This window comes from Streptomyces sp. NPDC056222, from assembly GCF_042264065.1.
In the GTDB taxonomy this organism is placed as follows: Bacteria; Actinomycetota; Actinomycetes; order Streptomycetales; family Streptomycetaceae; genus Streptomyces.
In genome coordinates, this window is sequence record NZ_JBHJTL010000043.1 from 37258 (window position 1) to 60206 (window position 22949).

The following is a 22949-nucleotide window of genomic DNA, read 5'->3' on the forward strand; positions in this document are numbered from 1 at the left end:
GGTGGGGCTGCCCGCCCCCCCAAACCCCGGGTGGGGGGGGGGGGGCCCCGCCCCCCCCGCGGGGGGCGGCCGCCCCCCCCCCCCCGCGGCTCGCGGACATCGCGGCCCAGTCGGGCGTCAGCGAGGCCACCGTCAGCCGTGTCCTCAACGGCAAGGCGGGGGTGGCCGGCGCGACCCGGCACCGGGTCCTCGCCGCGCTCGACGTGCTCGGCTACGAGCGTCCCGTACGGCTCAAACGCCGAAGCGCCGGCCTGGTCGGCCTGGTCGTGCCCGAGCTGACCAACCCGATCTTCCCGGCCTTCGCCCAGGTGATAGAGCAGGTGCTGGCCGGGCACGGCTACACCCCGGTGCTCTGCACCCAGATGCCCGGCGGCGCCACCGAGGACGAGCTCGTCGAGCAGCTAGAGGAGCGCGGGGTCACTGGCATCATCTTCCTCTCCGGGCTGCACGCCGACGCGAGCGCCGACCCGGAGCGGTACGTCCGACTGGCCGCGCGAGGCGTTCCGTTCGTCCTCATCAACGGCTTCAACGAACGCGTCGACGCCAACTTCGTCTCGCCCGACGACCGGGCGGCGGCGCGGATGGCCGTACGGCACCTGGTCGAGCTGGGCCACGAGCGGATCGGTCTGGCGATCGGCCCGACCCGCTATGTGCCCTCGCGCCGCAAGGCGGAGGGGTTCGCGGCCGAGCTGCACCACCTGCTCGGGATCGAGCGGGCGGAGGCCGAACGGTTCGTCCGTCCCACCCTGTTCGGTGTCGAGGGCGGACACGCGGCCGCCGACATCCTGCTCGACCAGGGCTGCACCGGGATCGTCTGCGGCTCCGACCTGATGGCACTCGGCGCGATCCGCGCCGTGCGCGCCCGGGGCCTCGACGTGCCCCGTGACGTGTCGGTCGTCGGCTTCGACGACTCTCCGCTGATCGCGTTCACGGATCCGCCGCTCACCACCGTGCGCCAGCCGGTGCAGGCGATGGCGACGGCGGCGGTCGGCGCGCTCCTGGAGGAGGTCGAGGGGAACCCCGTGCAGCGCACGGAGTTCGTCTTCCAGCCGGAGCTGGTGGTACGCGGGTCCACGGCGCAGCCGCCGGCCGGAACCTCGCTGCAACTCCTTGCGTAACTCCCTGCATTGAGGGGTCCCAAGGGTTGACCGGGGGTCGGGGCACTCGTACGGTCACGGCTGAAAACAGTTGCTGCCAGTTTCGGCAACATCTTGCGACAGTGAAGTCAGCAGGAGGACAACATGGCCAGAAAGACCGTGGCCGCTGCACTCGCCCTTGTGGCGGGAGCCGCTGTGGCCGTCACGGCGCCGACCCCCACACAGGCCGCCCCGCCCGGTGAGAAGGACGTCACCGCGGTGATGTTCGAGTGGAAGTTCGCCTCCGTGGCGAAGGCCTGCACCGAGCAGCTCGGCCCCGCGGGCTACGGCTACGTCCAGGTCTCGCCACCCCAGGAACGGATCCAGGGCTCCACCTGGTGGACCGCTTACCAGCCGGTCAGCTACAAGATCGCCGGACCTCTCGGCGACCGCACCGCATTCAAGTCCATGATCGACACCTGTCACACGGCGGGCGTGAAGGTCGTCGCCGACTCCGTCATCAACCACATGGCGAACGCGTCGGGCACGGGAACGGGCGGGACCTCGTTCTCCAAGTACGACTACCCGGGCCTGTACTCGGGCGGCGACATGGACGACTGCCGGGCCACGATCTCGAACTACCAGGACCGGGCGAACGTCCAGAACTGCGAGCTCGTCGGCCTTCCGGACCTCGACACCGGTGAGGACTGGGTACGCGGCCGGATCGCCGCCTACATGAACGACCTGCTCTCCCTCGGCGTGGACGGCTTCCGCGTGGACGCGGCCAAGCACATGCCGGCCGCGGACCTCGCGAACATCAAGTCGCGGCTGAGCAACCCGGGCGTCTACTGGAAGCAGGAGGCGATATACGGGGCCGGCGAGGCGGTCTCCCCGAGCGAGTACCTGGGCAACGGGGATGTCCAGGAGTTCCGCTACGCACGGGACCTCAAGCGGATCTTCGGCTCGGAGAAGCTGTCGTACCTGAGCAACTTCGGCGAGTCCTGGGGCTACATGTCCTCCGGCAAGTCCGGCGTCTTCGTCGACAACCACGACACCGAGCGCGGCGGCGACACCCTCAACTACAAGAACGGCGCGACCTACACCCTGGCGAGCGTCTTCATGCTGGCCTGGCCCTACGGCTCCCCGGACGTCCACTCCGGCTACGAGTGGTCCGACAAGGACGCCGGAGCGCCCAACGGCGGCCAGGTCAACGCCTGTTACAGCGACGGCTGGAAGTGCCAGCACGCCTGGCGCGAGATCGCCTCGATGGTCGGCTTCCGCAACGCCGCACGCGGCACGGCGGTCGGCAACTGGTGGGACAACGGCAACAACGCGATCGCGTTCGGCCGAGGCGACAAGGCGTACGTCGCCATCAACCACGAGGGCTCGTCGCTGACCCGCACCTTCCAGACCGGGCTGCCCGCGGGCACGTACTGCGACGTCCAGTCGAACACGGGCGTGACGGTGAACTCGGCGGGCCAGTTCACGGCGACGCTGGCATCGAACACGGCCGTGGCCCTGCACGTGAACGCGAAGAACTGCGGCGGCGGTACGACGACCCCGCCGCCCGCCGCCACGGGCGCCTCGTTCAACGTCGACGCCACCACGGTCTCCGGCCAGAACATCCACGTGACCGGCAACCGCGCGGAGCTGGGCAACTGGTCCCCGTCCGCGGCGCTGAAGCTGGACCCGGCCTCGTACCCCGTCTGGAAGCTCGACGTCTCCCTGCCGGCCGGCACGGCCTTCGAGTACAAGTACATCCGCAAGGACGCCGCGGGCAACGTGACCTGGGAATCCGGTGCGAACCGCACCGCGACGGTCCCCGCCTCCGGCCGGATCGTCCTGAACGACACCTTCCGCAACTGACCGCTCCTCCCACCAGGGCCGCCCCGCCGGGGCGGCCCCCCTTCCCGTACCTCCAGGGAGAACCCCCGTGATACGCAAGAGAACGGCGGCCGCCGTGGCCACCGCCCTGTGCGCGGCGCTGGTGCCCGCCCTTCCCGCGGCCGCCGCGCCCCCGCCCCCACCCCCGCCGTCCGACAAGGCGCTCGCCGCTCAGCCCGCGCGTCACGACCTCACCCGGGAGCAGTTCTACTTCGTCCTGCCCGACCGGTTCGCCAACGGGGACACCGCCAACGACCGCGGAGGCCTCACCGGCACCCGGCTCGACACCGGCTTCGACCCCGCCGACAAGGGCTTCTACCAGGGCGGCGACCTCAAGGGGCTCACGAAGAAGCTCGACTACATCAAGGGCCTCGGCACCACCGCCATCTGGATGGCGCCGATCTTCAAGAACCAGCCCGTCCAGGGCACCGGCAAGGACGCGAGCGCCGGCTACCACGGCTACTGGATCACCGACTTCACCCAGGTCGACCCGCACTTCGGCACCAACGCCGACCTGGAGAAGCTGATCGACCAGGCCCACGCCAAGGGCATGAAGGTCTTCTTCGACGTCATCACCAACCACACCGCCGACGTCGTCGACTACAAGGAGAAGACCTACAACTACCTCTCCAAGGGCGCCTTCCCCTATCTGACGAAGGACGGCGTCCCCTTCGACGACCGCAGCGGCTCGTTCCCGCGCGTCGACACCGACTCCTTCCCCCGCACCCCCGTCGTCCCCGCCGACAAGAAGAACCTCAAGGTTCCTTCCTGGCTCAACGACCCGACGATGTACCACAACCGGGGCGACTCGACCTTCGCCGGCGAGTCCTCCCAGTACGGCGACTTCGTCGGCCTGGACGACCTGTGGACCGAGCGTCCCGAGGTCGTCGAGGGCATGGAGAAGATCTACCAGCGCTGGGTCCGCGACTTCGACATCGACGGCTTCCGCATCGACACCGTCAAGCACGTCGACACCGCGTTCTGGACCCAGTGGGCCACCGCCCTCGACGAGTACGCCGCCAAGCGCGGCCGCGACGACTTCTTCATGTTCGGCGAGGTCTACTCCGCCGACCCGGCGATCACCGCCCCGTACGTGACCGAGGGACGCCTGGACGCCACCCTCGACTTCCCGTTCCAGGACGCCGCCCGCACCTTCGCCTCCCAGGGCGGCTCCGCGGACAAGCTGGCGAACCTCTTCGGCCAGGACTACCGCTACACCACCGACAAGGCCAACGCCTACGAGTCGGTGCCCTTCCTCGGCAACCACGACATGGGCCGCTTCGGGACCTTCCTCAAGCAGGACAACCCGAAGGCCGGCGACGCCGAACTCCTCCAGCGCTACCGGCTCGCCAACGAGCTGATGTTCCTCACCCGCGGCAACCCCGTCGTCTACTACGGCGACGAGCAGGGCTACACCGGCGCCGGCGGAGACAAGGACTCCCGCCAGACCCTCTTCGCGTCGAAGACCGCCGACTACCTCGACGACGACCAGCTCGGCACCGACCGCACCCACGCGAGCGACGCCTACGACGCCTCCCACCCCCTGTACCGGCAGATCGCCGCCCTCTCGAAGCTCACGCGCGAGCACCCGGCGCTGCGCGACGGCGTCCAGCAGCAGCGGTACGCCGAGGGCTCCGTCTACGCCTTCTCCCGTACCGACGCGCGCACGAAGAGCGGGCCCGCCGAGTACGTCGTCGCGGTCAACAGCTCCACCGAGGCGAAGACCGTCGAGATCCCGACCGGCTCCGCGGGCATGGCCTTCACCGCCGTCCACGGCGGCGACGCACGCGTCACCAGCGCGGGCGACACCAGGATCAAGGTGACCGTCCCGGCGCTCGGCTCCCTCGTGCTCAAGGCGGCCAAGCCGCTCGGCGCGCCCGCTGCCACGCCCGCGATCGCGCTCAAGGCCCCCGAGGCCGGCGCCACCGGCACCGTCGAGCTCTCCGCCGACGTCACCGGCGGGCAGCTGAACCGCGTCGTCTTCGCCGCCCAGACCGGCAACGGCAAGTGGCAGGTCCTCGGCTCCGCCGACCACGCCCCGTACAAGGTCACCCAGAAGGTCACCGCGCCCGCCGGAACCGCCCTGCGCTACAAGGCCGTCGTCATCGACAGCGCCGGGCGCACCGCGAGCGCGACCGCCGTGACCACCAGCGGCGCCCCGGCCGTCGAGCAGCCGCCGACCGCCACCCAGCGCGACTACGCGATCGTCCACTACAAGCGCGCCGACGGCGACTACACCGACTGGGGCCTGTACACCTGGGGCGACATCGCCGACGGCGAAGGCACCACCTGGCCCGCCGGCAAGCCCTTCACCGGGCGTGACGCGTACGGTGCCTTCGCCTACGTCAAGCTCAAGCCCGGTGCCTCCTCGGTCGGCTTCATCGCCGTGAACAAGGACGGCGTCAAGGACACCGACGCCGACCGGACCGTCGACCTCTCCAAGACCGGCGAGGTCTGGATCGAGCAGGGCAGGCCCGAGGTCCTCAACGCCGCGCCCGAGGGCGCGTACCCGCCGCAGGACACGACGAAGGCCGTCCTGCACTACAAGCGCGCCGACGGCGACCACACGGGCTGGGGCCTGCACACCTGGACCGGCGCCGCGAACCCCACCGACTGGAGCAAGCCGCTGGAGCCGGTGCGCACCGACGCCTACGGAGCGGTCTACGAAGTCCCGCTCGCGGCCGGCGCCACCTCCCTCTCCTACATCCTGCACAAGGGCGACGAGAAGGACCTGCCCACCGACCAGTCCCTCGACCTCAAGGCCAACGGCCACGAGGTGTGGATGCTCGGCGGCCAGGAGAAGTACCTGCTGCCGCAGCCCAAGGGCAGCGGCGCCGCGCTCGACCTCACCAAGTCCCAGGCGATCTGGATCGACGGGACCACCCTCGCCTGGAACGGCAGCGACGCCGCCGCCTCCGCCGTCCTCCTCGCCTCCCGCGACGGTTCGATCGCGGTGAAGGACGGGGCGCTCGCCGGGAACCGCACGGTGCTGCGCCTGAACCCGACGCAGCTGACCGACGCGCAGAAGGCCGCGTTCCCGCACCTGAAGTCCTACGGAGCCTTCACGGTCGACCCGCGCGACCGGGACCGCATCCGCGAGGCGCTCAAGGGGCAGCTCGTCGCCGCCCAGTACGCCGCGAACGGCGCCGTCCTGACCGCCACGGGCGTCCAGCTCGCCGGTGTTCTCGACGACCTGTACGCGACGAAGGCCACCGGGGCCGCGCTCGGCCCGGTGTTCCGGAACGGTCGCCCCACGCTCTCCCTCTGGGCCCCCACCGCCCAGTCCGTCTCCCTCGAACTCGACGGCAAGGCCGTGCCCATGCGCCGCGACGACGCCTCCGGCGTCTGGTCGGTCACCGGCACGCGCGCGTGGACGGGCAAGCCGTACCGGTACGCGGTCGAGGTCTGGGCGCCGAGCGTCCGGCAGATCGTCACCAACAAGGTCACCGACCCCTACTCCACCGCCCTGACCAGCGACTCGGCCCAGAGCCTCGTCGTCGACCTCGCGGACCCGAAGCTCGCCCCCAAGGGCTGGAAGAGCCTGGCCAAGCCCGCGGCGGTACCGCTGCGTGACGCCCAGATCCAGGAGCTCCACATCCGCGACTTCTCGATCGCGGACACCACGGCCGTCCCGGCGCACAAGGGCACGTACCTCGCCTTCACCGACGCCGGCAGCAAGGGCTCACAGCACCTGAAGGCCCTCGCCGCCTCCGGCACCTCCTACGTCCACCTGCTCCCGGCCTTCGACATCGGCACCATCCCCGAGAAGAAGTCCGAGCAGACCGAACCCGCCTGCGACCTGAAGGTCTACGCCCCCGACTCCGAGGAGCAGCAGGCCTGCGTGGCCGCCGCCGCGGCCAAGGACGCCTACAACTGGGGCTACGACCCGCTGCACTACACCGTCCCCGAGGGCTCCTACGCCACCGACCCCGAAGGCACCCGCCGCACGGTCGAGTTCCGGCGGATGGTCCAGTCCCTCAACGGCGCCGGTCTGCGCACCGTCATGGACGTCGTCTACAACCACACCGTGGCGAGCGGCCAGGCCGACAAGTCCGTCCTGGACAAGATCGTGCCCGCCTACTACCAGCGCCTCCAGGCCGACGGCTCCGTCGCCACCTCCACCTGCTGCGCCAACACCGCGCCCGAGAACGCCATGATGGGCAAGCTCGTCGTCGACTCGATCGTCACCTGGGCCAAGCAGTACAAGGTGGACGGCTTCCGCTTCGACCTCATGGGCCACCACCCGAAGGAGAACATCCTCGCCGTCCGCAAGGCCCTGGACGCGCTGACCGTCGCCAAGGACGGCGTCGACGGCAAGTCGATCGTCCTCTACGGCGAGGGCTGGAACTTCGGCGAGATCGCCGACGACTCCCGCTTCGTCCAGGCCACCCAGAAGAACATGGCCGGCACCGGCATCGCGACCTTCTCCGACCGGGCCCGCGACGCCGTCCGCGGCGGCGGTCCCTTCGACGAGGACCCGGGCGTGCAGGGCTTCGCCTCCGGCCTCTTCACCGAGCCCAACTCCTCGACGGCCAACGGCACTCCGGAGCAGCAGAAGGCCCGTCTGCTCCACTACCAGGACCTGATCAAGGTGGGGCTGACCGGCAACCTCGCCGACTACTCCTTCACGGACACCTCGGGCCGTACGGTCAAGGGAAGCCAGGTCGACTACAACGGCGCCCCGGCCGGCTACGCCGCCGCCCCCGGTGACGCCCTCGCGTACGCCGACGCGCACGACAACGAGACCCTGTACGACGCGCTCGCCTTCAAGCTCCCGGCGACCACCTCGGCCGCCGACCGGGCCAGGATGCAGGTCCTCGCCATGGCGACGGCCACCCTCTCGCAGGGCCCGGCGCTCTCCCAGGCGGGCTCGGACCTGCTGCGTTCCAAGTCGCTCGACCGCAACTCGTACGACAGCGGTGACTGGTTCAACGCGATCCACTGGGACTGCCGGGACGGCAACGGCTTCGGTCGCGGCCTGCCTCCCGCGGCCGACAACAAGGCCAAGTGGGGCTACGGAAAGCCGCTGCTCACCGCTCCGTCCCTGACGGTCGGCTGCGCGCAGATCGACGGCGCCTCGGCCGCCTACCGGGACCTCCAGAAGATCCGTACGACCGAGTCCGCCTTCTCCCTCGCCACCGCCGGGCAGGTCCAGGACGCCCTGTCCTTCCCGCTCTCCGGCACCGGCGAGACCCCGGGCGTGATCACCATGCGCCTCGGCGACCTGGTCGTGGTCTTCAACGCCACCCCGGAGCGGCAGACCCAGCGGATCGCCGCCCTGGCCGGAAAGGGCTACGGCCTGCACCCGGTCCAGGCCGCGGGCGGGGACTCAGTGGTCAAGTCCGCGTCGTACGAGACGGGCTCGGGCACCTTCACGGTCCCGGCCCGCACGGTGGCGGTCTTCACCACCCGCTGACCGCGGACACACGCGACGAGGCTGGCCGGGGTTTCCCGACCGGCCTCGCCGCACGTCCCGGCCCGGCGCGCGGGTCAGCCCAGCGCCTTCTCCAGCAGAACCACTCCGTACCGCGTGCCGTCGGCGGCGAGCTTTCCCGGCTCCTCGCCGACGGCCGTGTACCCCGCGGCCTCGTAGTACGTCCGCAGCCGCGGGTTGCGCGACACACAGTCCAGCCGGGCCACCGCCCTTCCACCGGCCGTGATCCGTTGCTCGGCGTGGGTGAGGAGCGCCCGGCCCGTGCCGGCGGGTGCGGCCTCCCGGTCGGTCATCAGCCGGTGGACATAGCCCGCCACCGGAGGCTGCGGGCCCCAGGCCTGCTCGTCGTCCCACCACAGCTCGTACGCCCCGACGACCCGGCTCCCGGCCGACGCCAGCCACACCTCGCCGGCCGCGATCCGCGCCCGGAAGTGCTCCGTGCTCTTGTCGCCCGGCTTCCACTGGTCGATCCCGTGGCGCACCATCCACTGCGCCACCGCGTCGAACATCCCCACCAGAAGGTCGAGATCGAGGTCGTCCGCCTGCCGGAAGGTCACTTGTGCGCTCATGGTGATCACCGTAATGGTGTGGCCAGACATCCGTTCGACCGGGAGTGACCCCCATGCCGCAGATCACCGTGGACTACTCCGCGCCGCTGGACCGGCGCGGCTTCGCGCTCGCGCTGCACCCGCTCGTCGTGGAGACCGTCGACACACGGATCGACGCCTGCAAGACCCGTTTCCGCGAGGTCGAGGAGACGGTCGTCGGGGACGGCTCGACGAACGACGTCGTCGTCCATGTCGACATCGCGCTGCTGGCCGGCCGTACGGACGAGACGAAGGCCCGCCTCGCGGAGGCCGTGGTCGCGCTGCTGCCCGCGTACCTCAAGGATCCGGAGGGCGTCCATGTCTCCGCCGAGGTGCGCGACCTCGAGCCCTCCTACCGCAAGGCCTGACGACAGCAGCCGTCCGCCGTGATCGACCACGCCGGTCGATCACGGCCGCGGCCTCCGCGGTCGACTACGCCGGTCGCTGTGCGGGCACCCGCGGTGCCAGGGCCGCGAGCCGGTCCACCAGGTCGCCGAACGGCCCGTCGGCCGGCTCGTCGGCGAGGATCCGGACCAGGACGTCCGCCATCTCCGCGTCGTACGCCGCGCTCACCGCCGCCAGTGCCGCGAAGTCGTGCACCAGCTGCAACTCCAGCTCGGCGCGCGGCACGCGGCGCCCGTCCAGCCAGATCAGCGCCGTCGACTCGGCCAGCGACACCCAGGAGCGGACGACCAGTTCGAGCCGGGCGGAGGGCTGCTCGACGTCCAGATGGGCCAGGATCTGCTCGTAGGCGGCCTGCCGCACCTCGTCGATCATGGCGTTGGTGGTGGAGGAACCCACCGCGGGACCGCCCCGCATCAGCGCCGCGAAACCCGGCCCGTGCTCGTCCACGAAGTCGAAGAACCGGCCCATCACCCGCAGCAGCCGCGCGCCCAGCGGGCCCTGCGGCGGCTCCAGGAAGCGGGCGGCCAGCTCGTCGGCCGCCCGCCGCAGCGCCGCCTCGTACAGGCTCTGCTTGCCGGGGAAGTAGTGGTAGACCAACGGCCGCGAGATTCCCGCGGCCGCGGCGATCTCATCGATGGAGACCTCGTCGGGAGAGCGGTGGCTGAACAGCTCGAGAGCCACCCCGATCAGCTGCTGCTTGCGCTCCTCGACGCCCATCCTGCGTCGCACCCCGGTCGTCATGCGAACAGCCTAACCGCCGTCCGTTACGCTCCCACGACATGAGCACCTCCGGTTTGAGCCCGAAGCAGGCACGCCAACTGCGGATAGCGGCCGCGTCCGTTCTGCTGGTCGCCATGGCGGCGGTCCTGGTGATCCGGCTCGCGAGCCGCACGTCCGTCCTCGTCGTCGGCGTGTACGGCCTGGCCATGATCCTCTGTGGTGTGGTGATCGAACTCTCCCGCAACGGCCGCACCCGCCTGGGCACCTGGCTCCTGGTGGGCGGCCTCTCCGCCGCGCTCGCCTTCGACTGGCTGATCCTGCCGTAGCGGAGACCCGACCTGCCGGGCCCTGTTCCGGCCGCGCCGTCGTCAGCTCGCCGCCGCCCGCTCGCGCTGAGCTGCTAGAGGTCGAGCACCAGTCGTTCTCCGGCGCAGCGCGAGACGCAGATCAGCATCGAGTCGCCGCGCTCCGCGTCCGTGAGCAGCTCGTCGCGATGGTCGATCTCGCCCTCCAGGACGCGCTGTTGGCAGGTGCCGCAGAAGCCCTGTTCGCAGGAGTACGCGACACCGGGGAGCTCGGTACGGACCGCGGCGAGCACCGACTGGTCCGCCGCCACCGGCACCGTACGTCCGGAGCGGCGCAGTTCGACCTCGAAGGCGCCGCCACCGGCCGTCGTGGCGGGGGAGAAGCGCTCCAGATGCGGGGTCCGGCCCGCGGGCATCGCGGCGGTCACCGCGTCCATCAGTCCGTCCGGGCCGCAGCAGTACACCGCCGTCTCCTCGGGGACCTCGGCGAGGAACCCGAGTTCGGGCAGGCCGGACTCGTCCTCGGCGACCACCGTCACACGGTCGCCGCCGAGCTTCTCGATCTCGTCGAGGTACGGCAGGGTGGCGCGGCTGCGGCCGCAGTACAGCAGCCGCCAGTCGGCGCCCGCCGCCTCCGCCGCGCGCAGCATGGGCAGCACGGGTGTGATGCCGATGCCTCCCGCCACGAAGGCGTACGCGGGCGACTCGACGAGCGGGAAGCGGTTCCGGGGCCCGCGGATCTCGATCTCCGCGCCCTCGTGGAGCTGTTCGTGCACCTCGCGCGAGCCGCCCCGGCCGTCCTCGATCAGCCGGGTCGCCACCGTGTACGTATCGGTGTCGGCCGGGTCCCCGCACAGCGAGTACTGGCGCACCAGACCGGACGGCAGCACCAGGTCGACATGGGCGCCCGGCTGCCAGGCGGGCAGGCCGGTGCCTTCGAGCCGGAGCCGGACCACGCCCTCGGCGGGTTCGGTGCGCTCGGTGACCAGGACCTTCCTGGTCACGGTCGCGAGACGGCCGCGGCCGGAGATCGGCTCGTCGAGGGCGGGCATCGGCCACAGTGGGGCGGCGTTGATCCGGCGGCGCATGGCGCGCTTGGCGAGGACCGCGGCCCCGGCGACCAGGACGACGGTACGCAGTCGGGGCATGGTCAGCGACCTCCGTTGGCGCCGGGGGAGTTGGCCAGATAGGCCACGGCCTGGGCGGTGTTCCCCTCCTGGGAGGGGTGGTAGGCCCGGCTGAGGTAGCGGGGGATGGCCCGGAGCAGGTCCGGTGTGGACGGCAGCACGCCCTCCCGGCCCTTGCGGACGAGCTGGCCGACCGATGCCTTGCCGTCGATGAGCGTGGGGTCGTTCTCCATGAAGAAGCGGGTGCCGCGCTGCCAGAGGAAGACCATCGCCGTGAAGGCGGTCGCCCAGGTGCGGGCACGCCGCCGGTAGCCGCCGTCGAGGTGCATGAACAGCTCGAAGGCGACGGAGCGGTGCTCGACCTCCTCGGCGCCGTGCCAGCGCAGCAGGTCCAGCATCGTCGGGTCGGCGCCTCTGCGGTCCAGCTCCTCGGCGTTGAGGACCCAGTTGCCGAGGAAGGCGGTGTAGTGCTCGATGGCGGCGATGAGCGCGACCCGCTCCATCAGCCACCAGCGGCGCGCCCGGCCGGGCGGCAGGGTCCGGTCGCCGAGCAGCTTCTCGAAGAACCAGTCGACCTGGGCCGTGTACGGCGTGGGGTCCAGACCGAGCTTCCTGAGGTGCGGGAGCACGTCGTCGTGCGCCTGGGAGTGCACGGCTTCCTGTCCGATGAAGCCGATGACGTCCGCACGCAGCCGGTCGTCGGTGATGAAGGGGAGCACCTGCTTGTAGACGTGCACGAACCAGCGTTCGCCGGCCGGGAGCAGCAGGTGCAGCACGTTGATGGTGTGGGTGGTGAACGGGTCGCCGGGAACCCAGTGGAGCGGGGTCTCCTCCCAGTCGAAGGAGACCTTCCGGGCCTTGAGTTCGATGTGCTCCGACGCCACCGGTGCAGGCTGCGTATTAGACATGACGTCAATGTACTGAGGAGTAAGCAGTTGGCAACAGGCTCGTGCATGCGGAATCTTCGGGCTGGGACGGCGACTTGCCGCGCCGCCCTCGTCGCATGGGCGGCGTCGCCTACCGCAGCGCGCCCACCCTCGTTCCGTCCTCCAGCGTCCCGTTCAGGTCCGCGCGGGTCCCCGCCTTCGCCTTCACCGCGAGCAGCCTGCCCTCCGTCTCGTCCTTCACCCCGCCCGTGGTGCGCAGGGACGCGACGTCGTCGCTGCCGGCGGCGAGGACGTACCACTGCCCGCTCTTCGCCTGCCAGAGCACCCCCGAGAGGACCCGCGGCTCGCGCACCCCGCACGCCGGGGACTCCTCGGCCTTCGCCACGACGGCCGCGGTCCCGCCGGGCGCCGGGACCGCGAACTGGGCGAGCACCCTGCTGCCCGTACCCCGCCAGGTCTCGGCCCTGGTGCACAGCCAGGCCGCCCGGCCCCCCTCCTCCGGGAGCCGCTGGGTGGCGAACTGCCAGGCGTTGACCGCCCGCACCCCGTGCGAGCGGACGGTCGCCAACTGGCAGGCCGTCCGCGCCCACACCGTCCGGGCAGCCGCCCCCGTCCCGTCCACCGGCGCGGCGGCCGGCGGCCCCGAGGTCAGCCGGGCCGGCACCAGCTCGCCCAGATCGGTCAGCAGCCGCACACCCGTCGCGTCCCGCACCTGGAGCGTGTTCCACACCGAACAGCCCCGCGCCTGCGCCGGGCTGAGCATCACACCGGTCACCCCGTGCCGGTCCCGCTCCAGCCGCCAGGCCTCCTTCGCGGGCGCCAACAGGTCCCGTACCGCCGTCTCCCGTACCCAGGGGGCCGTCAGATAGCGGACGTTCGCCGTGGAGCGCGAGACGACGAGGGCCGCCGAGCCGACCGCGTCCGCGCCGTCCGTCCGCGCGAAGTCCAGCGCCGCCCCGCCCGACCCCTCGCTCGCCCCCGCCGGCTCCGCGTACCGCACCGCCCGCAGCCCGTCGTGGAACAGCACCACCCGCGACCCGTCGACCTCCCCCGCGAACAGCAGCTGCGACGGGCCCATCGGCGGCCCCACCGGCGTCCCGGGCGTCGCCGAGGACCGCACCGAACCGCCGGGCCGCGCCCAGACCGCCAGCGCCCGCCGCAGCAGGGCCCGGTCGTCGGTCAGACCGCCCCGGGCCGGCCACACCGAGAAGTCCGTACGCGCCGAGCTCTGCCAGAACCTCGCGGGGACCCGCTTCAGCGTCGCCGGGTCGAGCGCCGCCTCGGCCGCCGGATTGCGCGCGTACGAAGGCGCCGCGGCACCGTTCCTCCCCCAGCCGTCCCCCGGCAGACCGAGCAGCGTCCCGCACACCACCACGGCCGCCGCCGCGGCGAGCGCGGCCCTGCCGTGCTGGCGGCGGCGCATCAGATCCGTCGGCCGGGCCTGCAGCGAGCACGGATCGAACTCGGGCGAGTCGAGCAGGGCGTTCTGCGCCTCGACACCGTCCGCCTCCTCCAGAGCGGCCCTCGCGTCCTCCTCAGGGACCCCCGCCGCCGCGAGCACCCGCAGCACCTCCGGGTCGCCCTGCCGCTCCAGACCCCGCAGTACGTACACCGCGCGCGCCGGCCCGGACAGCGCGGAGAGCCGCTGGTCCAGGGCCAGTTCGTCGGCGCCACCGGCACGCGGGAACAGCCGCAGCCCCCACACGTGCGGCAGCAGCGGCGGGAACTGGGCCCGCCGCGGCAGCGCCCGGCGCCGCAACGGCAACCCCGCGATCAACGCCTGCCGCAGCGCCTCGACCCGCACGTACGCGTACCCGGGGTCGACGGCGTCCTCGGTACGGCGCGGTCCGGGGACGCTGGCACCGGACGTCCGGCGGCGCGGCAGCGATCCCTGGACCAGCGCGTGTGCCGTCAGCACCCGGCGGTTGCGCCCCAGCGAGGGCGGCAGTACGAGATAGGCGATCCGGACCAGCCGCGGATAGTGCTCGACGAGCGCGGCCTCGGCCTGTTCGACATCGACAGGACCGAGGGGGGAGGGGGCGAGTTCCTGGGTGCTCACATTCAGCAGAACGAGCGAATCATCCGATGGTCACCCCGGGTCGCCCCGGTCGGACGGCCCCGCTCCGGATCGCCCGGAGTGCGGATTCCGGCCGGTCGCGGACCCGAGGCCGAGGTCCGGACGGATGCGGTCGCGCCCCCGCACCTCACGCCTCGTACACCGTCAGCCGCTCGCGGATCACGGCCGTCACCTCGTCCGGGACGCCCAGCCCCTCCCGTACGTACTTCTCCATCGAACCGTGGCGCACCGCCACCTCGTCGAGCGCCGCCTCCAGGTACGCCGGCACGACCCCGATCAGCGCGAGCGCCAGCTCCGGGTCGCCGCCCTGTGCGGTGAACCCCTCGATCATCGGCGCGAAGGCCTGCCGGACGGCCGGGTTGACCGACAGGTACTCCGCCATGACCGTCTCCTCGTCCGCGCCGAGCAGCGACAGCACGATCGTCGCCGCCCAGCCGGTGCGGTCCTTGCCGGCCGTGCAGTGGAAGAGCAGCGGACCGGCGTGCGGGTCGCCCAGCTCGCCGAGGAAGGCCCGATAGGACGCGCGCGCGGAATCGGAGCTCACGAAGGCCCGGTAGGTCCGGCGGAAGGCCTCCTGCGCCCGGCCCCCGCCGAGGTGTTCGTCCGCCAGCGCCGGGTCGGTCAGCAGCTGCTTGAGCCGGGCCGCGGGCGGCAGGCCGCTGGTGGCGAGATGGTCGGCGAGCACGTCCGCGACGAGCACCCGCCCGCCCGGCGGAAGGTGGTCGGGCCGCTCGGCGCGTTCGTGCTCGGTGCGGAAGTCGACGACCGTACGGATGCCGAGCGCCGCCACCACGGGTTCGGCGGGGTCGAGCCGGTCGAGCTGGGCGGAGCGGAAGACCCGGCCCTCGCGGACACTGCGCCCCTCACCGAGGGGGAGGGAGCCGAGGTCCCGGAGGTTGGCGACGGTGGCGGCGGGGATGGCGGGCATGGCGTCGACTCCTCCATATCGGGATCTATCGGACAAGACCGTAACCGATCGGATTTCCCTTCTCCCGACGCGACCGGGCGGGCAGGATGGGCGGATGCTGATGCGTACGCGACGAACGGTGGCGGTGGCGGTGCTCGTGATGCTGGCGGGCTGCGCGTCCACGCCCGAAGAGGCGAGCGGGACCTTGGAGCAGATCGCCACAAAGGCGGAGTGCGCGCCGGACGTCCAGACGGACGCGGCCGAGCTGCGCCAGGCGAAGTGCGCGACGGACGACGGGACGTACGTCCTGACCACCTTCGCGACCGACCGGGGCCAGCGCGAGTGGCTCAACCAGGCCAAGGACTACGGCGGTTCATACCTCGTCGGCCGCAAGTGGACCGTGTCGGGCGACACGGGGACCGTGGAGAAGGTACGCGAACGGCTCGGCGGTCAGGTCGAGACCACCGAGCCGCACGGGGCGCACACGTCCCAGTCGCCGCACGCGTCACACTCCGCCGGACACCACTAGGGCACGACCGGGGCACCACTGAGGGGGTGTCCGGCCGACCGGGCCGGACACCCCCTGGGAGCCTGTCCACGACGCAGGCCTAGGCGCAGCGGCGCCCCTCGTTGATGCAGCTCACCACCTTCCGCATCAGCCGGTCGTCGAAGACGTTGATGAAGTCGCCGTGGTCGGTGATCGGCTTGTGCAGCTGCTCGGGGAACGAGTCGACGGCGAAGCCGGGCCCGGGCGGAACGTCGTAGACGATCCGCTGCACCAGCTGGGGGATGGCCCGGAAACCGTTGCCGCAGCGCCCGCTCGCCGGGTCCGCGAAGGCCACGTGCGTGCGGTGGTTGGCGCTGTCGGTGTTCCGGCCGTCCCAGCAGCTCTGGAACTTGAACGTCCGCACCACCTTGCTGCCCTGCGGACAGATCGGGTACTTGTCCTTCAGCTGCCGGTCCTCGAAGCCGGTGCACGACCACGAGGCGTTGGCATTGGCGTCGCCGTTGGTGAACGCCTTGGCGTCGCCGGTGATGATGCGCAGGAACCGCGGCATCGCGGTGACCTTGGAGACCGGGCTGCCGACGAAGTTCAGCGTGACCTGCGCGGGCGTCTGGATCTCACCGACGTTCTGGTCCTTGCCACCGCCGTCGGCCTGGGCGTCGTCCTCGGCCTGCCCGTTCTGGAGCCGCAGGACCGGCCAGTAGTACGTGGACCGGTCGCCCTGGTTGCGGCAGGTGGTCCGGCCCCGGGCCAGGTCGTCGTCACTGGCGAAGGCGTCGTTGGCCTGGTTGCCGACGTAGTCGTGCATGTGGTGGGCGCCGTTGCTCACACCCGGCGCGACGATGACGTTGTCCGGGTTGAACTTGCCGTTCTCGTTGCGTCCGCAGTTGGTCGCGAACGTGCCGCGCGAGGCGCCGCGGCGCTGCTGGGGGCGCTTCACATTCGGCTGCACGGACTGGATGTCGACGAAGTCGGAGGCCTCGGGGCCGTTTCCGGACTGCCCCTCCGGCTCCTCCTGCCCCTCCCCTTCACCGTTGTCGCCGCCGTCACCCTCGCCGGCGCCGTTGTCGCCACCCTCGTCGTCGGCACGCAGCGTGCAGGGCGCCATGCTGTCCAGCTGCTTGCCGGTCAACTGCGTGATCCGCTGAAGGATGTTCAGCCGCTCGTTCTTGAGAGGGGTGAGGATCTGCTGCTCGGCGAAGACGGGATCGCTCTCCACCCGCTCCCTGTTGTCGGCGAAACGCTGGTACGCGACGGTGATCTGACTGTCCAGCGTGGCGAGTTCGCGGTCCACCGAAGCCCGGGCGGACTCCGGCACCTCGGTCAACTCCTGGGCGACATCGGGACAGTCGATCGTCGAGACCGCATTCGGCCGGTCCGGCGGCGGGGGATCGCCCCAGCCTTGGCCGGCCGAAGCATACACATTGGCGGCGATCAGGCCGCCCCCGCCCAGAATCAGGGCGACGGAGGCGGCCACCGCTCGTTTCGCGCGTGTCGAACGTTTTCTTGTGCGTCGCATGGGACTTCATACGGACGGCAGGGCCCATGCGTTCAACGGAGTTGATACGGACTTCGGTCCGAGCACATCGGTCCGCTCGCGTCCGAACGCATCAGTCCGGTCGGGTCACTCCGACCGGGTCACTTCGATCGCGTCAGTCCGCGAGGAGCGCCGCCTCCCGCTCCGGATCGAGGCCCACCTGCGGCCGGTCCGGCCGCTGCGGCGCCGACCCGCCGATCGACCGCAGCCAGGCCCAGGTGTCCTCGACCGTCTCGGCCACCGGGCGGCAGCGCAGCCCTGCCACGAGCGCCTTGGAGACGTCTGCGGTGTGCATCGCGTCGTACATCTCGCCCGGCGGAATCCACACCGGCAGGTCGGACCAGGGCTCGACGCCGGCCTCGAGCAGCTTCTCCGGGTCGGTCCAGCGCAGTTCGGCGTCCGAACCGGTCGCCCGCACACAGGCGTCGAGCAGGTCGCCCGTCGTGGTGTGCCCGGGCGCCGAGACCAGGTTGTACGGGCCCGAGAGCCCGGCCTCCGCCGCGTCGAGCGTCCACTCGGCCAGATCGCGGGCGTCGATGTACTGGAGGGGCAGCTCGCGCGGACCCGGCGCGAGGACCGGGCCGCCCCGGGCGATCCGGCCCAGCCACCACGGCAGCCGGCCGATGTTCTCGTACGGGCCGATGATCAGCCCCGCGCGGACGAGGAGGGAGCGGTCCGCGCCGAAGGCCTCGACCGTCGCCAGCTCGCCGCCCCGCTTGGCCTCGCCGTACGGCACCTCGCCCGCGTCCGGCGAGCCCTCGACCAGCGGACCGTCCTCGGCCTGACCCGCGGCCGGCGGCCAGGCGTAGACGGAACGGCTCGACACGTAGACGAAGCGGTCCACCCGGTCCTCGAGCAGCCGGGCCGCGTCCCGGACCACCGAGGGCGCCGCGGACCAGGTGTCCACGACCACGTCCCAGGAGGACTTCTCGTCGTCGGTGAGGGCGGCCATCCCGCCCGGAGCGACGCGGTCGCCGATCAACGAGACGGCCCCCGCAGGCGGTTCGTACCGGCCACGGTGGAAGACCGTCACCTCCCAGCCCCGCGCGAGCGCGGCCTCGGCGACAGCGCGCCCCACGAACTCGGTACCACCCAAGATCAGAAGTCTCATGCCACGACTGTGCCTCGCAGGACGGAGCAACGCCCAGCCATTCCTCTACAGGAGAAATGCGGGCGCGGGCGGGAGAAATGGGGAGGTGGTCTCCCGCTCCCGGCCACGGGGTGTCACCATGGCCGAATCATGACCGATGCCCGCTCGCCGATACGCGCCCTGCGAGCCGCGCTTTTCGCGGCGGTGTGCGTGTCATTGGCAGCCGTGGGGCATTCGTCCATGTCTGCGCACGACCTGCCCGTGGGATCGCTGTACACCGCCTTCGCCGTCACCACCGCCCTCGCCTGGCCGGCCACCGGCCGCCGGCGCGGGGCGTCCACGATCTCCGGCGGCCTGGTCGCCGTACAGGCGGCCCTGCACCTGATCTTCTCCGCCGGGGAGGAGCGGGGCACCACGGACCACACGGCGATGGCGGACCACACGGCGATGGCCGACCACGCGGCCATGGACCCCTCGATGATTCCGGCGATGGAGATGGCCGCCGGCCACTCCTCCCTCGGCATGATCGGCGCCCACCTCCTCGCCGCCCTGGTCTGCGGGCTCTGGCTGGCCCGAGGCGAGGCCGCGCTCTTCGCACTCGCCCGGACCGTCGGGGCGCTCGCCTTCACCCCGCTGCGCTTGCTTCTCGCCGTCGTCCGCGTCCCCGAACTCCCGCACCCCGTACGCCCGCGCCCGCGCACCCGCCGGTTGCACGGCGTCGTCCTCACGCACACCCTCTCCCGGCGCGGCCCGCCCCGGCTGTCCGTACCCCGCGCCACAGCCCTCGGAGCACACGTCTGACCCGGGGGCCGATTCCCCCTGTCGACACCGACTCCTAGGACAGTCATGACCATTGACGATCCCGCGCGCCCGGACACCACGGAAGCGCCCACCACCACCGACGCGCCCACGGACGCGCCCACCGACGCGGGCGGCGGCCGAAAAGGGACCTGGAGCGCCCTGCGCCCCCTCGTCCTGCGCCTGCACTTCTACGCCGGCGTTCTCATCGCACCCCTCCTGCTGATCGCCGCCGCCAGCGGCCTGCTCTACGCGCTCTCGTTCCAGGCCGAGAAGATCGTCTACGCGCACGAGCTGGAGGTCCCCGTCGGCGACAAGGCCCTGCCGCTCTCGCAGCAGGTCCACGCCGCCACCAAGGTCAACCCCAACGGCACCGTCACCGCCGTCTGGCCCTCCTCCGAGCCCGGCGCCACCACCCGCGTCCTCATGGCCGACCCCGACGTCGAGGAGGGCAAGTCCCTCGCCGTCTTCGTCGACCCGTACACCGCCGAGATACGCGGACAGCTGCCCAGCTACGGCGGCTCCGGCGCCCTTCCGCTGCGCACCTGGATCGACGAACTCCACCGCGATCTGCACCTCGGTGACCTCGGCCGCAACTACAGCGAGCTGGCCGCCAGCTGGCTGTGGGTGATCGCCCTCGGCGGTCTGGCGCTCTGGATCGGCCGCAAGCGCAAGAACCGCCGGTCGCTCGTCATCCCCGAGCGCGGCCCGAAGTCCCGCCGCCGCACGCTGTCCTGGCACGGCACGGTCGGCCTGTGGGCCGTCACCGGACTGGTCCTGCTCTCCGCCACCGGTCTGACCTGGTCGCGGTACGCGGGCGAGAACATCGGCGCCGTCCAGGACCAGCTCGGCGGCGCCACCCCGACCGTCTCCGCGGCCCTCGAAGGCGCGGCCGGCGGCTCCTCGGAGCACGAGGGCCACGGCGGCGGTCACCAGGCCCCGGCCGCCAAGGGCCCGGACGTCGGCATCGACCGGATCGTCGAGGCGGCCCGCGCGAAGGGCATCGAGGGCAAGATGTCCGTCGTCCTGCCCTCCGAGGGCAAGGGCTACGTCGTCAAGGAGACCGACGCCCAGTTCCCCGTCCACCTGGACTCGGTGGCGGTGAACCCGGCCGACGGCACGGTCATGGACGAGCTCCGGTTCGCCGACTACCCGGTGCTCGCCCAGCTGACCCGCTTCGGCATCGACGCCCACACGGGTGTCTTCCTGGGCCTGTTCAACCAGCTGGCGCTCGCGGCCCTGGCGCTCTCGCTGATTCTGCTGATCCTGTGGGGCTACCGGATGTGGTGGCTGCGCCGCCCCGGCCGGCCGGTCGCGCGCGGGGCCTGGCGGAAGGTTCCGGTGACGATGCTGCTGCCGCTGCTCGCGGCGACGGCCCTCGTGGGCTGGTTCGTCCCGATGCTGGGCATCAGCCTGCTGGCGTTCCTGGTGGTCGACCTCGCCCTCGGCCTGGTGGCCAGGGCGAGGTCCCGGGCCTGATCAGGGCGTGTACTTGTAGCCGACCCGCCGCACGGTCTGGATCGTGTGGCGGTGCTCGGCGCCCAGCTTGCGGCGCAGCCGGGCGACATGGACGTCGACGGTCCGCCCGTCGCCCACATGCCCGTACCCCCAGACCGTCGTGACCAACTGGTCGCGGGTGTGCACCCGGTGGGGGTGGGCGACGAGGTGGGCGAGCAGCTCGAACTCGAGGTACGTGAGATCCATCGGCTGCCCGTCCAGCACGGCGATCCGCTGCGCGCCGTCGATGGCCACCGGCCCCTGCTCCTCGGCCACGGGGCCGGGGGCCGAAGCGGGCACCTCCTGGTCGACGGGCAGCAGCACCAGGTACCCGACCATCGGCGGCCGACCGGGCAGTGTGGGCAGCGCGTTCGGAGGCGCGGGAAGCAGCGTGGCGCCCGGCGGCAGGAAGTCCGCGACCCGGGAGAGGTCGACGACCTCGTCGGGATCGACGGCACGAAGCCGGGGCCGGAGGGGACGGACGGCGGTCAGGGACGCGGTACCGGTCTGGGTGTGGGCCATGAGGGCTCAGCTCTTTCGCGCGAAGAAACGAACGGACGGGGTGTCGTACGTCATGCGCGTCGGCCGAAGGCCGCGGAACCGGACGGAGGCCGGTCGGGCGTTAAGGGGTCGACGCGTTCCTCACGCGCCGACAGCACCGGTCGAAGTCGTGGTGCTGCCGGGAAGGCCAGAACGGCTCGAGGTCGTGGCGACCCGTCGCGGTGTCGTTCTGCTTGCTGGCCATATTCCTATTGAACCAGAAGGGAATGCCGTCGACGAGTCCCACCCCGGCCAAACCTCCTGTCGTCCCTGCCACATACGAGAGGGGGCGCCCACCGTGAACGGTGGGCGCCCCTTCGGGATCCGGGTGGATCAGACCTGGCCGGCCTTCTCCAGGGCCTCGCAGCAGGTGTCCACCAGGAGGCGGGTCACCGTGTACGGGTCCACGTTCGCGTTCGGGCGGCGGTCCTCGATGTAGCCCTTCTGGTCCTGCTCGACCTGCCACGGGATACGGACCGAGGCGCCGCGGTCCGAGACGCCGTAGGAGTACTTGTCCCACGGGGCGGTCTCGTGCAGACCCGTCAGACGGTCGTCGATGCCGGCGCCGTAGTTCTTGACGTGGTCGAGCGGCTTCGAGCCCTCGCCCAGCGACTCGCACGCGGTGATGATCGCGTCGTAGCCCTCGCGCATCGCCTTCGTCGAGAAGTTGGTGTGCGCGCCCGCGCCGTTCCAGTCGCCCTTCACCGGCTTCGGGTCCAGCGTCGCCGAGACGTTGAAGTCCTCGGCCGTGCGGTAGAGCAGCCAGCGGGCCACCCACAGCTGGTCCGCGACCTCCAGCGGCGCCAGCGGGCCGACCTGGAACTCCCACTGACCCGGCATGACCTCGGCGTTGATGCCGGAGATGCCCAGACCCGCCTTCAGGCAGTTCTCCAGGTGCGCCTCGACGACGTCACGGCCGAAGATCTCGTCGGCGCCGACACCGCAGTAGTAGCCCCCCTGCGGGGCCGGGAAGCCGCCGACCGGGAAGCCGAGCGGGCGCTCGCCGTCGAAGAAGGTGTACTCCTGCTCGATGCCGAAGATCGGCTCCTGAGCGGCGTACTTCGCGTAGACCTCGGCCAGCGCGGCACGCGTGTTGGACTCGTGCGGCGTCATGTCCGTGTTGAGGACCTCGCACATCACCAGGATGTCGGCGCCGCCGCGGATCGGGTCCGGGCAGACGAAGACCGGCTTGAGGACACGGTCCGAGGCGTGGCCCTTGGCCTGGTTCGTGCTGGATCCGTCGAAGCCCCAGATCGGCAGCTCCTCCAGGGTCGCGCCCGCGCCCGGCAGAATCTTCGTCTTGGAACGAAGCTTCGCGGTCGGCTCGGTGCCGTCGATCCAGATGTACTCAGCCTTGAAGGTCACGGGGCCTCATCCTTTGGCGTGCTGCTGCGGGGTTTGCTGCGGCTCGCGACGCTGCGAGAGCTGCGTTGTGTGTCTGCGCGCAGCTTCGCAACACGGGATTTCCCGCCCGTTGCCCGTTTGTGAACCCCGTGTTACCGGAGCCCCGGCATGTTCGCGTCACCTCGGTGAACCCCTGAGGCGGCGGCCGTGGGTGCCCGGGCCGCTCACC

18 protein-coding genes are annotated in these 22949 nt (G+C 71.5%); 8 read left to right on the plus strand and 10 right to left on the minus strand.

The window, feature by feature from the left end; genetic code table 11:
* Positions 1-98 precede the first annotated feature (98 nt).
* From ACFC0D_RS20995 to pulA, 3 genes are all read left to right on the plus strand, one after another.
* Complete coding sequence (locus ACFC0D_RS20995) at positions 99-1118, plus strand: LacI family DNA-binding transcriptional regulator (RefSeq protein WP_362367606.1); 1020 nt, start codon at positions 99-101, stop codon at positions 1116-1118.
* Between the two features lie 123 nt (positions 1119-1241).
* A complete protein-coding gene (locus ACFC0D_RS21000) occupies positions 1242-2942 on the plus strand; it encodes a carbohydrate-binding module family 20 domain-containing protein (RefSeq protein WP_376437960.1) in 1701 nt (566 codons plus the stop codon).
* Positions 2943-3009: 67 nt separating this feature from the next.
* The gene (gene pulA, locus ACFC0D_RS21005; RefSeq protein ID WP_376437962.1) at positions 3010-8376 is read left to right on the plus strand and encodes a pullulanase-type alpha-1,6-glucosidase; all 5367 of its coding nucleotides are present in this window, start codon (positions 3010-3012) and stop codon (positions 8374-8376) included.
* A 74-nt stretch (positions 8377-8450) separates the two neighbouring features.
* Here pulA and ACFC0D_RS21010 read toward each other — a convergent pair whose 3' ends face one another.
* Positions 8451-8963: a GNAT family N-acetyltransferase gene (locus ACFC0D_RS21010; protein ID WP_376437964.1), complete on the minus strand. Its 513-nt coding sequence runs from the start codon at positions 8961-8963 to the stop codon at positions 8451-8453.
* A 53-nt stretch (positions 8964-9016) separates the two neighbouring features.
* Between ACFC0D_RS21010 and ACFC0D_RS21015 the strand changes: the two genes are divergently transcribed.
* Positions 9017-9349 (plus strand): 5-carboxymethyl-2-hydroxymuconate Delta-isomerase, encoded by a 333-nt coding sequence (locus ACFC0D_RS21015; RefSeq protein WP_376437966.1) that lies wholly within the window; start codon positions 9017-9019, stop codon positions 9347-9349.
* 64 nt (positions 9350-9413) lie between these two features.
* On the opposite strand, the gene ACFC0D_RS21020 is transcribed toward ACFC0D_RS21015, so the two are convergent.
* A complete protein-coding gene (locus ACFC0D_RS21020; protein WP_376437968.1) occupies positions 9414-10127 on the minus strand; it encodes a TetR/AcrR family transcriptional regulator in 714 nt (237 codons plus the stop codon).
* Between the two features lie 38 nt (positions 10128-10165).
* On the opposite strand from ACFC0D_RS21020, the gene ACFC0D_RS21025 reads away from it, so the two are divergent.
* Positions 10166-10432 carry a hypothetical protein gene (locus tag ACFC0D_RS21025; protein WP_329121299.1) on the plus strand — a complete coding sequence of 89 codons (267 nt, stop codon included), beginning with the start codon at positions 10166-10168 and terminating at the stop codon, positions 10430-10432.
* Positions 10433-10506: 74 nt separating this feature from the next.
* Here the strand turns inward: ACFC0D_RS21025 and ACFC0D_RS21030 are convergent, their stop codons facing one another.
* The 4 genes from ACFC0D_RS21030 to ACFC0D_RS21045 form a co-directional block, all read right to left on the minus strand.
* Complete coding sequence (locus tag ACFC0D_RS21030; protein ID WP_376438010.1) at positions 10507-11565, minus strand: PDR/VanB family oxidoreductase; 1059 nt, start codon at positions 11563-11565, stop codon at positions 10507-10509.
* On the minus strand, positions 11562-12446 hold the full coding sequence (locus ACFC0D_RS21035; RefSeq protein ID WP_376437970.1) for a metal-dependent hydrolase: 885 nt from the start codon (positions 12444-12446) through the stop codon (positions 11562-11564). Before ACFC0D_RS21035 ends, ACFC0D_RS21030 begins: the two co-directional genes overlap by 4 nt.
* Positions 12447-12555: 109 nt before the next feature.
* Positions 12556-14484 carry a hypothetical protein gene (locus ACFC0D_RS21040; RefSeq protein ID WP_376437972.1) on the minus strand — a complete coding sequence of 643 codons (1929 nt, stop codon included), beginning with the start codon at positions 14482-14484 and terminating at the stop codon, positions 12556-12558.
* Positions 14485-14629: 145 nt separating this feature from the next.
* The gene (locus ACFC0D_RS21045; protein ID WP_376437974.1) at positions 14630-15430 is read right to left on the minus strand and encodes a tyrosine-protein phosphatase; all 801 of its coding nucleotides are present in this window, start codon (positions 15428-15430) and stop codon (positions 14630-14632) included.
* A gap of 100 nt (positions 15431-15530) precedes the next feature.
* Here ACFC0D_RS21045 and ACFC0D_RS21050 point away from each other — a divergent pair, with 100 nt between their 5' ends.
* Positions 15531-15938, plus strand: a complete 408-nt coding sequence (locus ACFC0D_RS21050) for a hypothetical protein (RefSeq protein ID WP_376437977.1) — start codon at positions 15531-15533, stop codon at positions 15936-15938.
* Between the two features lie 79 nt (positions 15939-16017).
* Here ACFC0D_RS21050 and ACFC0D_RS21055 read toward each other — a convergent pair whose 3' ends face one another.
* Positions 16018-17433 carry a DUF1996 domain-containing protein gene (locus ACFC0D_RS21055; RefSeq protein WP_376437979.1) on the minus strand — a complete coding sequence of 472 codons (1416 nt, stop codon included), beginning with the start codon at positions 17431-17433 and terminating at the stop codon, positions 16018-16020.
* 133 nt (positions 17434-17566) lie between these two features.
* Entirely contained in the window at positions 17567-18562 is a 996-nt protein-coding gene (locus ACFC0D_RS21060; protein WP_376437981.1) for an NAD-dependent epimerase/dehydratase family protein, read from the minus strand.
* Between the two features lie 219 nt (positions 18563-18781).
* Here ACFC0D_RS21060 and ACFC0D_RS21065 point away from each other — a divergent pair, with 219 nt between their 5' ends.
* Positions 18782-19342, plus strand: a complete 561-nt coding sequence (locus ACFC0D_RS21065) for a hypothetical protein (RefSeq protein WP_376437983.1) — start codon at positions 18782-18784, stop codon at positions 19340-19342.
* Between the two features lie 45 nt (positions 19343-19387).
* A complete protein-coding gene (locus ACFC0D_RS21070; protein ID WP_376437985.1) occupies positions 19388-20818 on the plus strand; it encodes a PepSY-associated TM helix domain-containing protein in 1431 nt (476 codons plus the stop codon).
* Here the strand turns inward: ACFC0D_RS21070 and ACFC0D_RS21075 are convergent, their stop codons facing one another.
* Positions 20819-21358 carry a winged helix-turn-helix domain-containing protein gene (locus ACFC0D_RS21075; protein ID WP_376437987.1) on the minus strand — a complete coding sequence of 180 codons (540 nt, stop codon included), beginning with the start codon at positions 21356-21358 and terminating at the stop codon, positions 20819-20821.
* A gap of 351 nt (positions 21359-21709) precedes the next feature.
* On the minus strand, positions 21710-22741 hold the full coding sequence (glnII, locus tag ACFC0D_RS21080; protein WP_376437989.1) for a glutamine synthetase: 1032 nt from the start codon (positions 22739-22741) through the stop codon (positions 21710-21712).
* Positions 22742-22949: the final 208 nt, after the last annotated feature.

Excerpts from the sequence above, each read along its gene's own strand:
- ACFC0D_RS21010 (WP_376437964.1), bottom strand. The coding sequence starts at position 8,963 with ATGAGCGCACAAGTGACCTTCCGGCAGGCGGACGACCTCGATCTCGAC.
- ACFC0D_RS21050 (WP_376437977.1), top strand. The coding sequence starts at position 15,531 with ATGCGTACGCGACGAACGGTGGCGGTGGCGGTGCTCGTGATGCTGGCG.
- ACFC0D_RS21055 (WP_376437979.1), bottom strand. The coding sequence starts at position 17,433 with ATGCGACGCACAAGAAAACGTTCGACACGCGCGAAACGAGCGGTGGCC.
- ACFC0D_RS21070 (WP_376437985.1), top strand. The coding sequence starts at position 19,388 with ATGACCATTGACGATCCCGCGCGCCCGGACACCACGGAAGCGCCCACC.
- ACFC0D_RS21065 (WP_376437983.1), top strand. The coding sequence starts at position 18,782 with ATGTCTGCGCACGACCTGCCCGTGGGATCGCTGTACACCGCCTTCGCC.
- ACFC0D_RS21015 (WP_376437966.1), top strand. The coding sequence starts at position 9,017 with ATGCCGCAGATCACCGTGGACTACTCCGCGCCGCTGGACCGGCGCGGC.
- ACFC0D_RS21045 (WP_376437974.1), bottom strand. The coding sequence starts at position 15,430 with ATGCCCGCCATCCCCGCCGCCACCGTCGCCAACCTCCGGGACCTCGGC.
- ACFC0D_RS21020 (WP_376437968.1), bottom strand. The coding sequence starts at position 10,127 with ATGACGACCGGGGTGCGACGCAGGATGGGCGTCGAGGAGCGCAAGCAG.
- ACFC0D_RS21025 (WP_329121299.1), top strand. The coding sequence starts at position 10,166 with ATGAGCACCTCCGGTTTGAGCCCGAAGCAGGCACGCCAACTGCGGATA.
- ACFC0D_RS21000 (WP_376437960.1), top strand. The coding sequence starts at position 1,242 with ATGGCCAGAAAGACCGTGGCCGCTGCACTCGCCCTTGTGGCGGGAGCC.
- ACFC0D_RS21060 (WP_376437981.1), bottom strand. The coding sequence starts at position 18,562 with ATGAGACTTCTGATCTTGGGTGGTACCGAGTTCGTGGGGCGCGCTGTC.
- ACFC0D_RS21075 (WP_376437987.1), bottom strand. The coding sequence starts at position 21,358 with ATGGCCCACACCCAGACCGGTACCGCGTCCCTGACCGCCGTCCGTCCC.
- ACFC0D_RS21035 (WP_376437970.1), bottom strand. The coding sequence starts at position 12,446 with ATGTCTAATACGCAGCCTGCACCGGTGGCGTCGGAGCACATCGAACTC.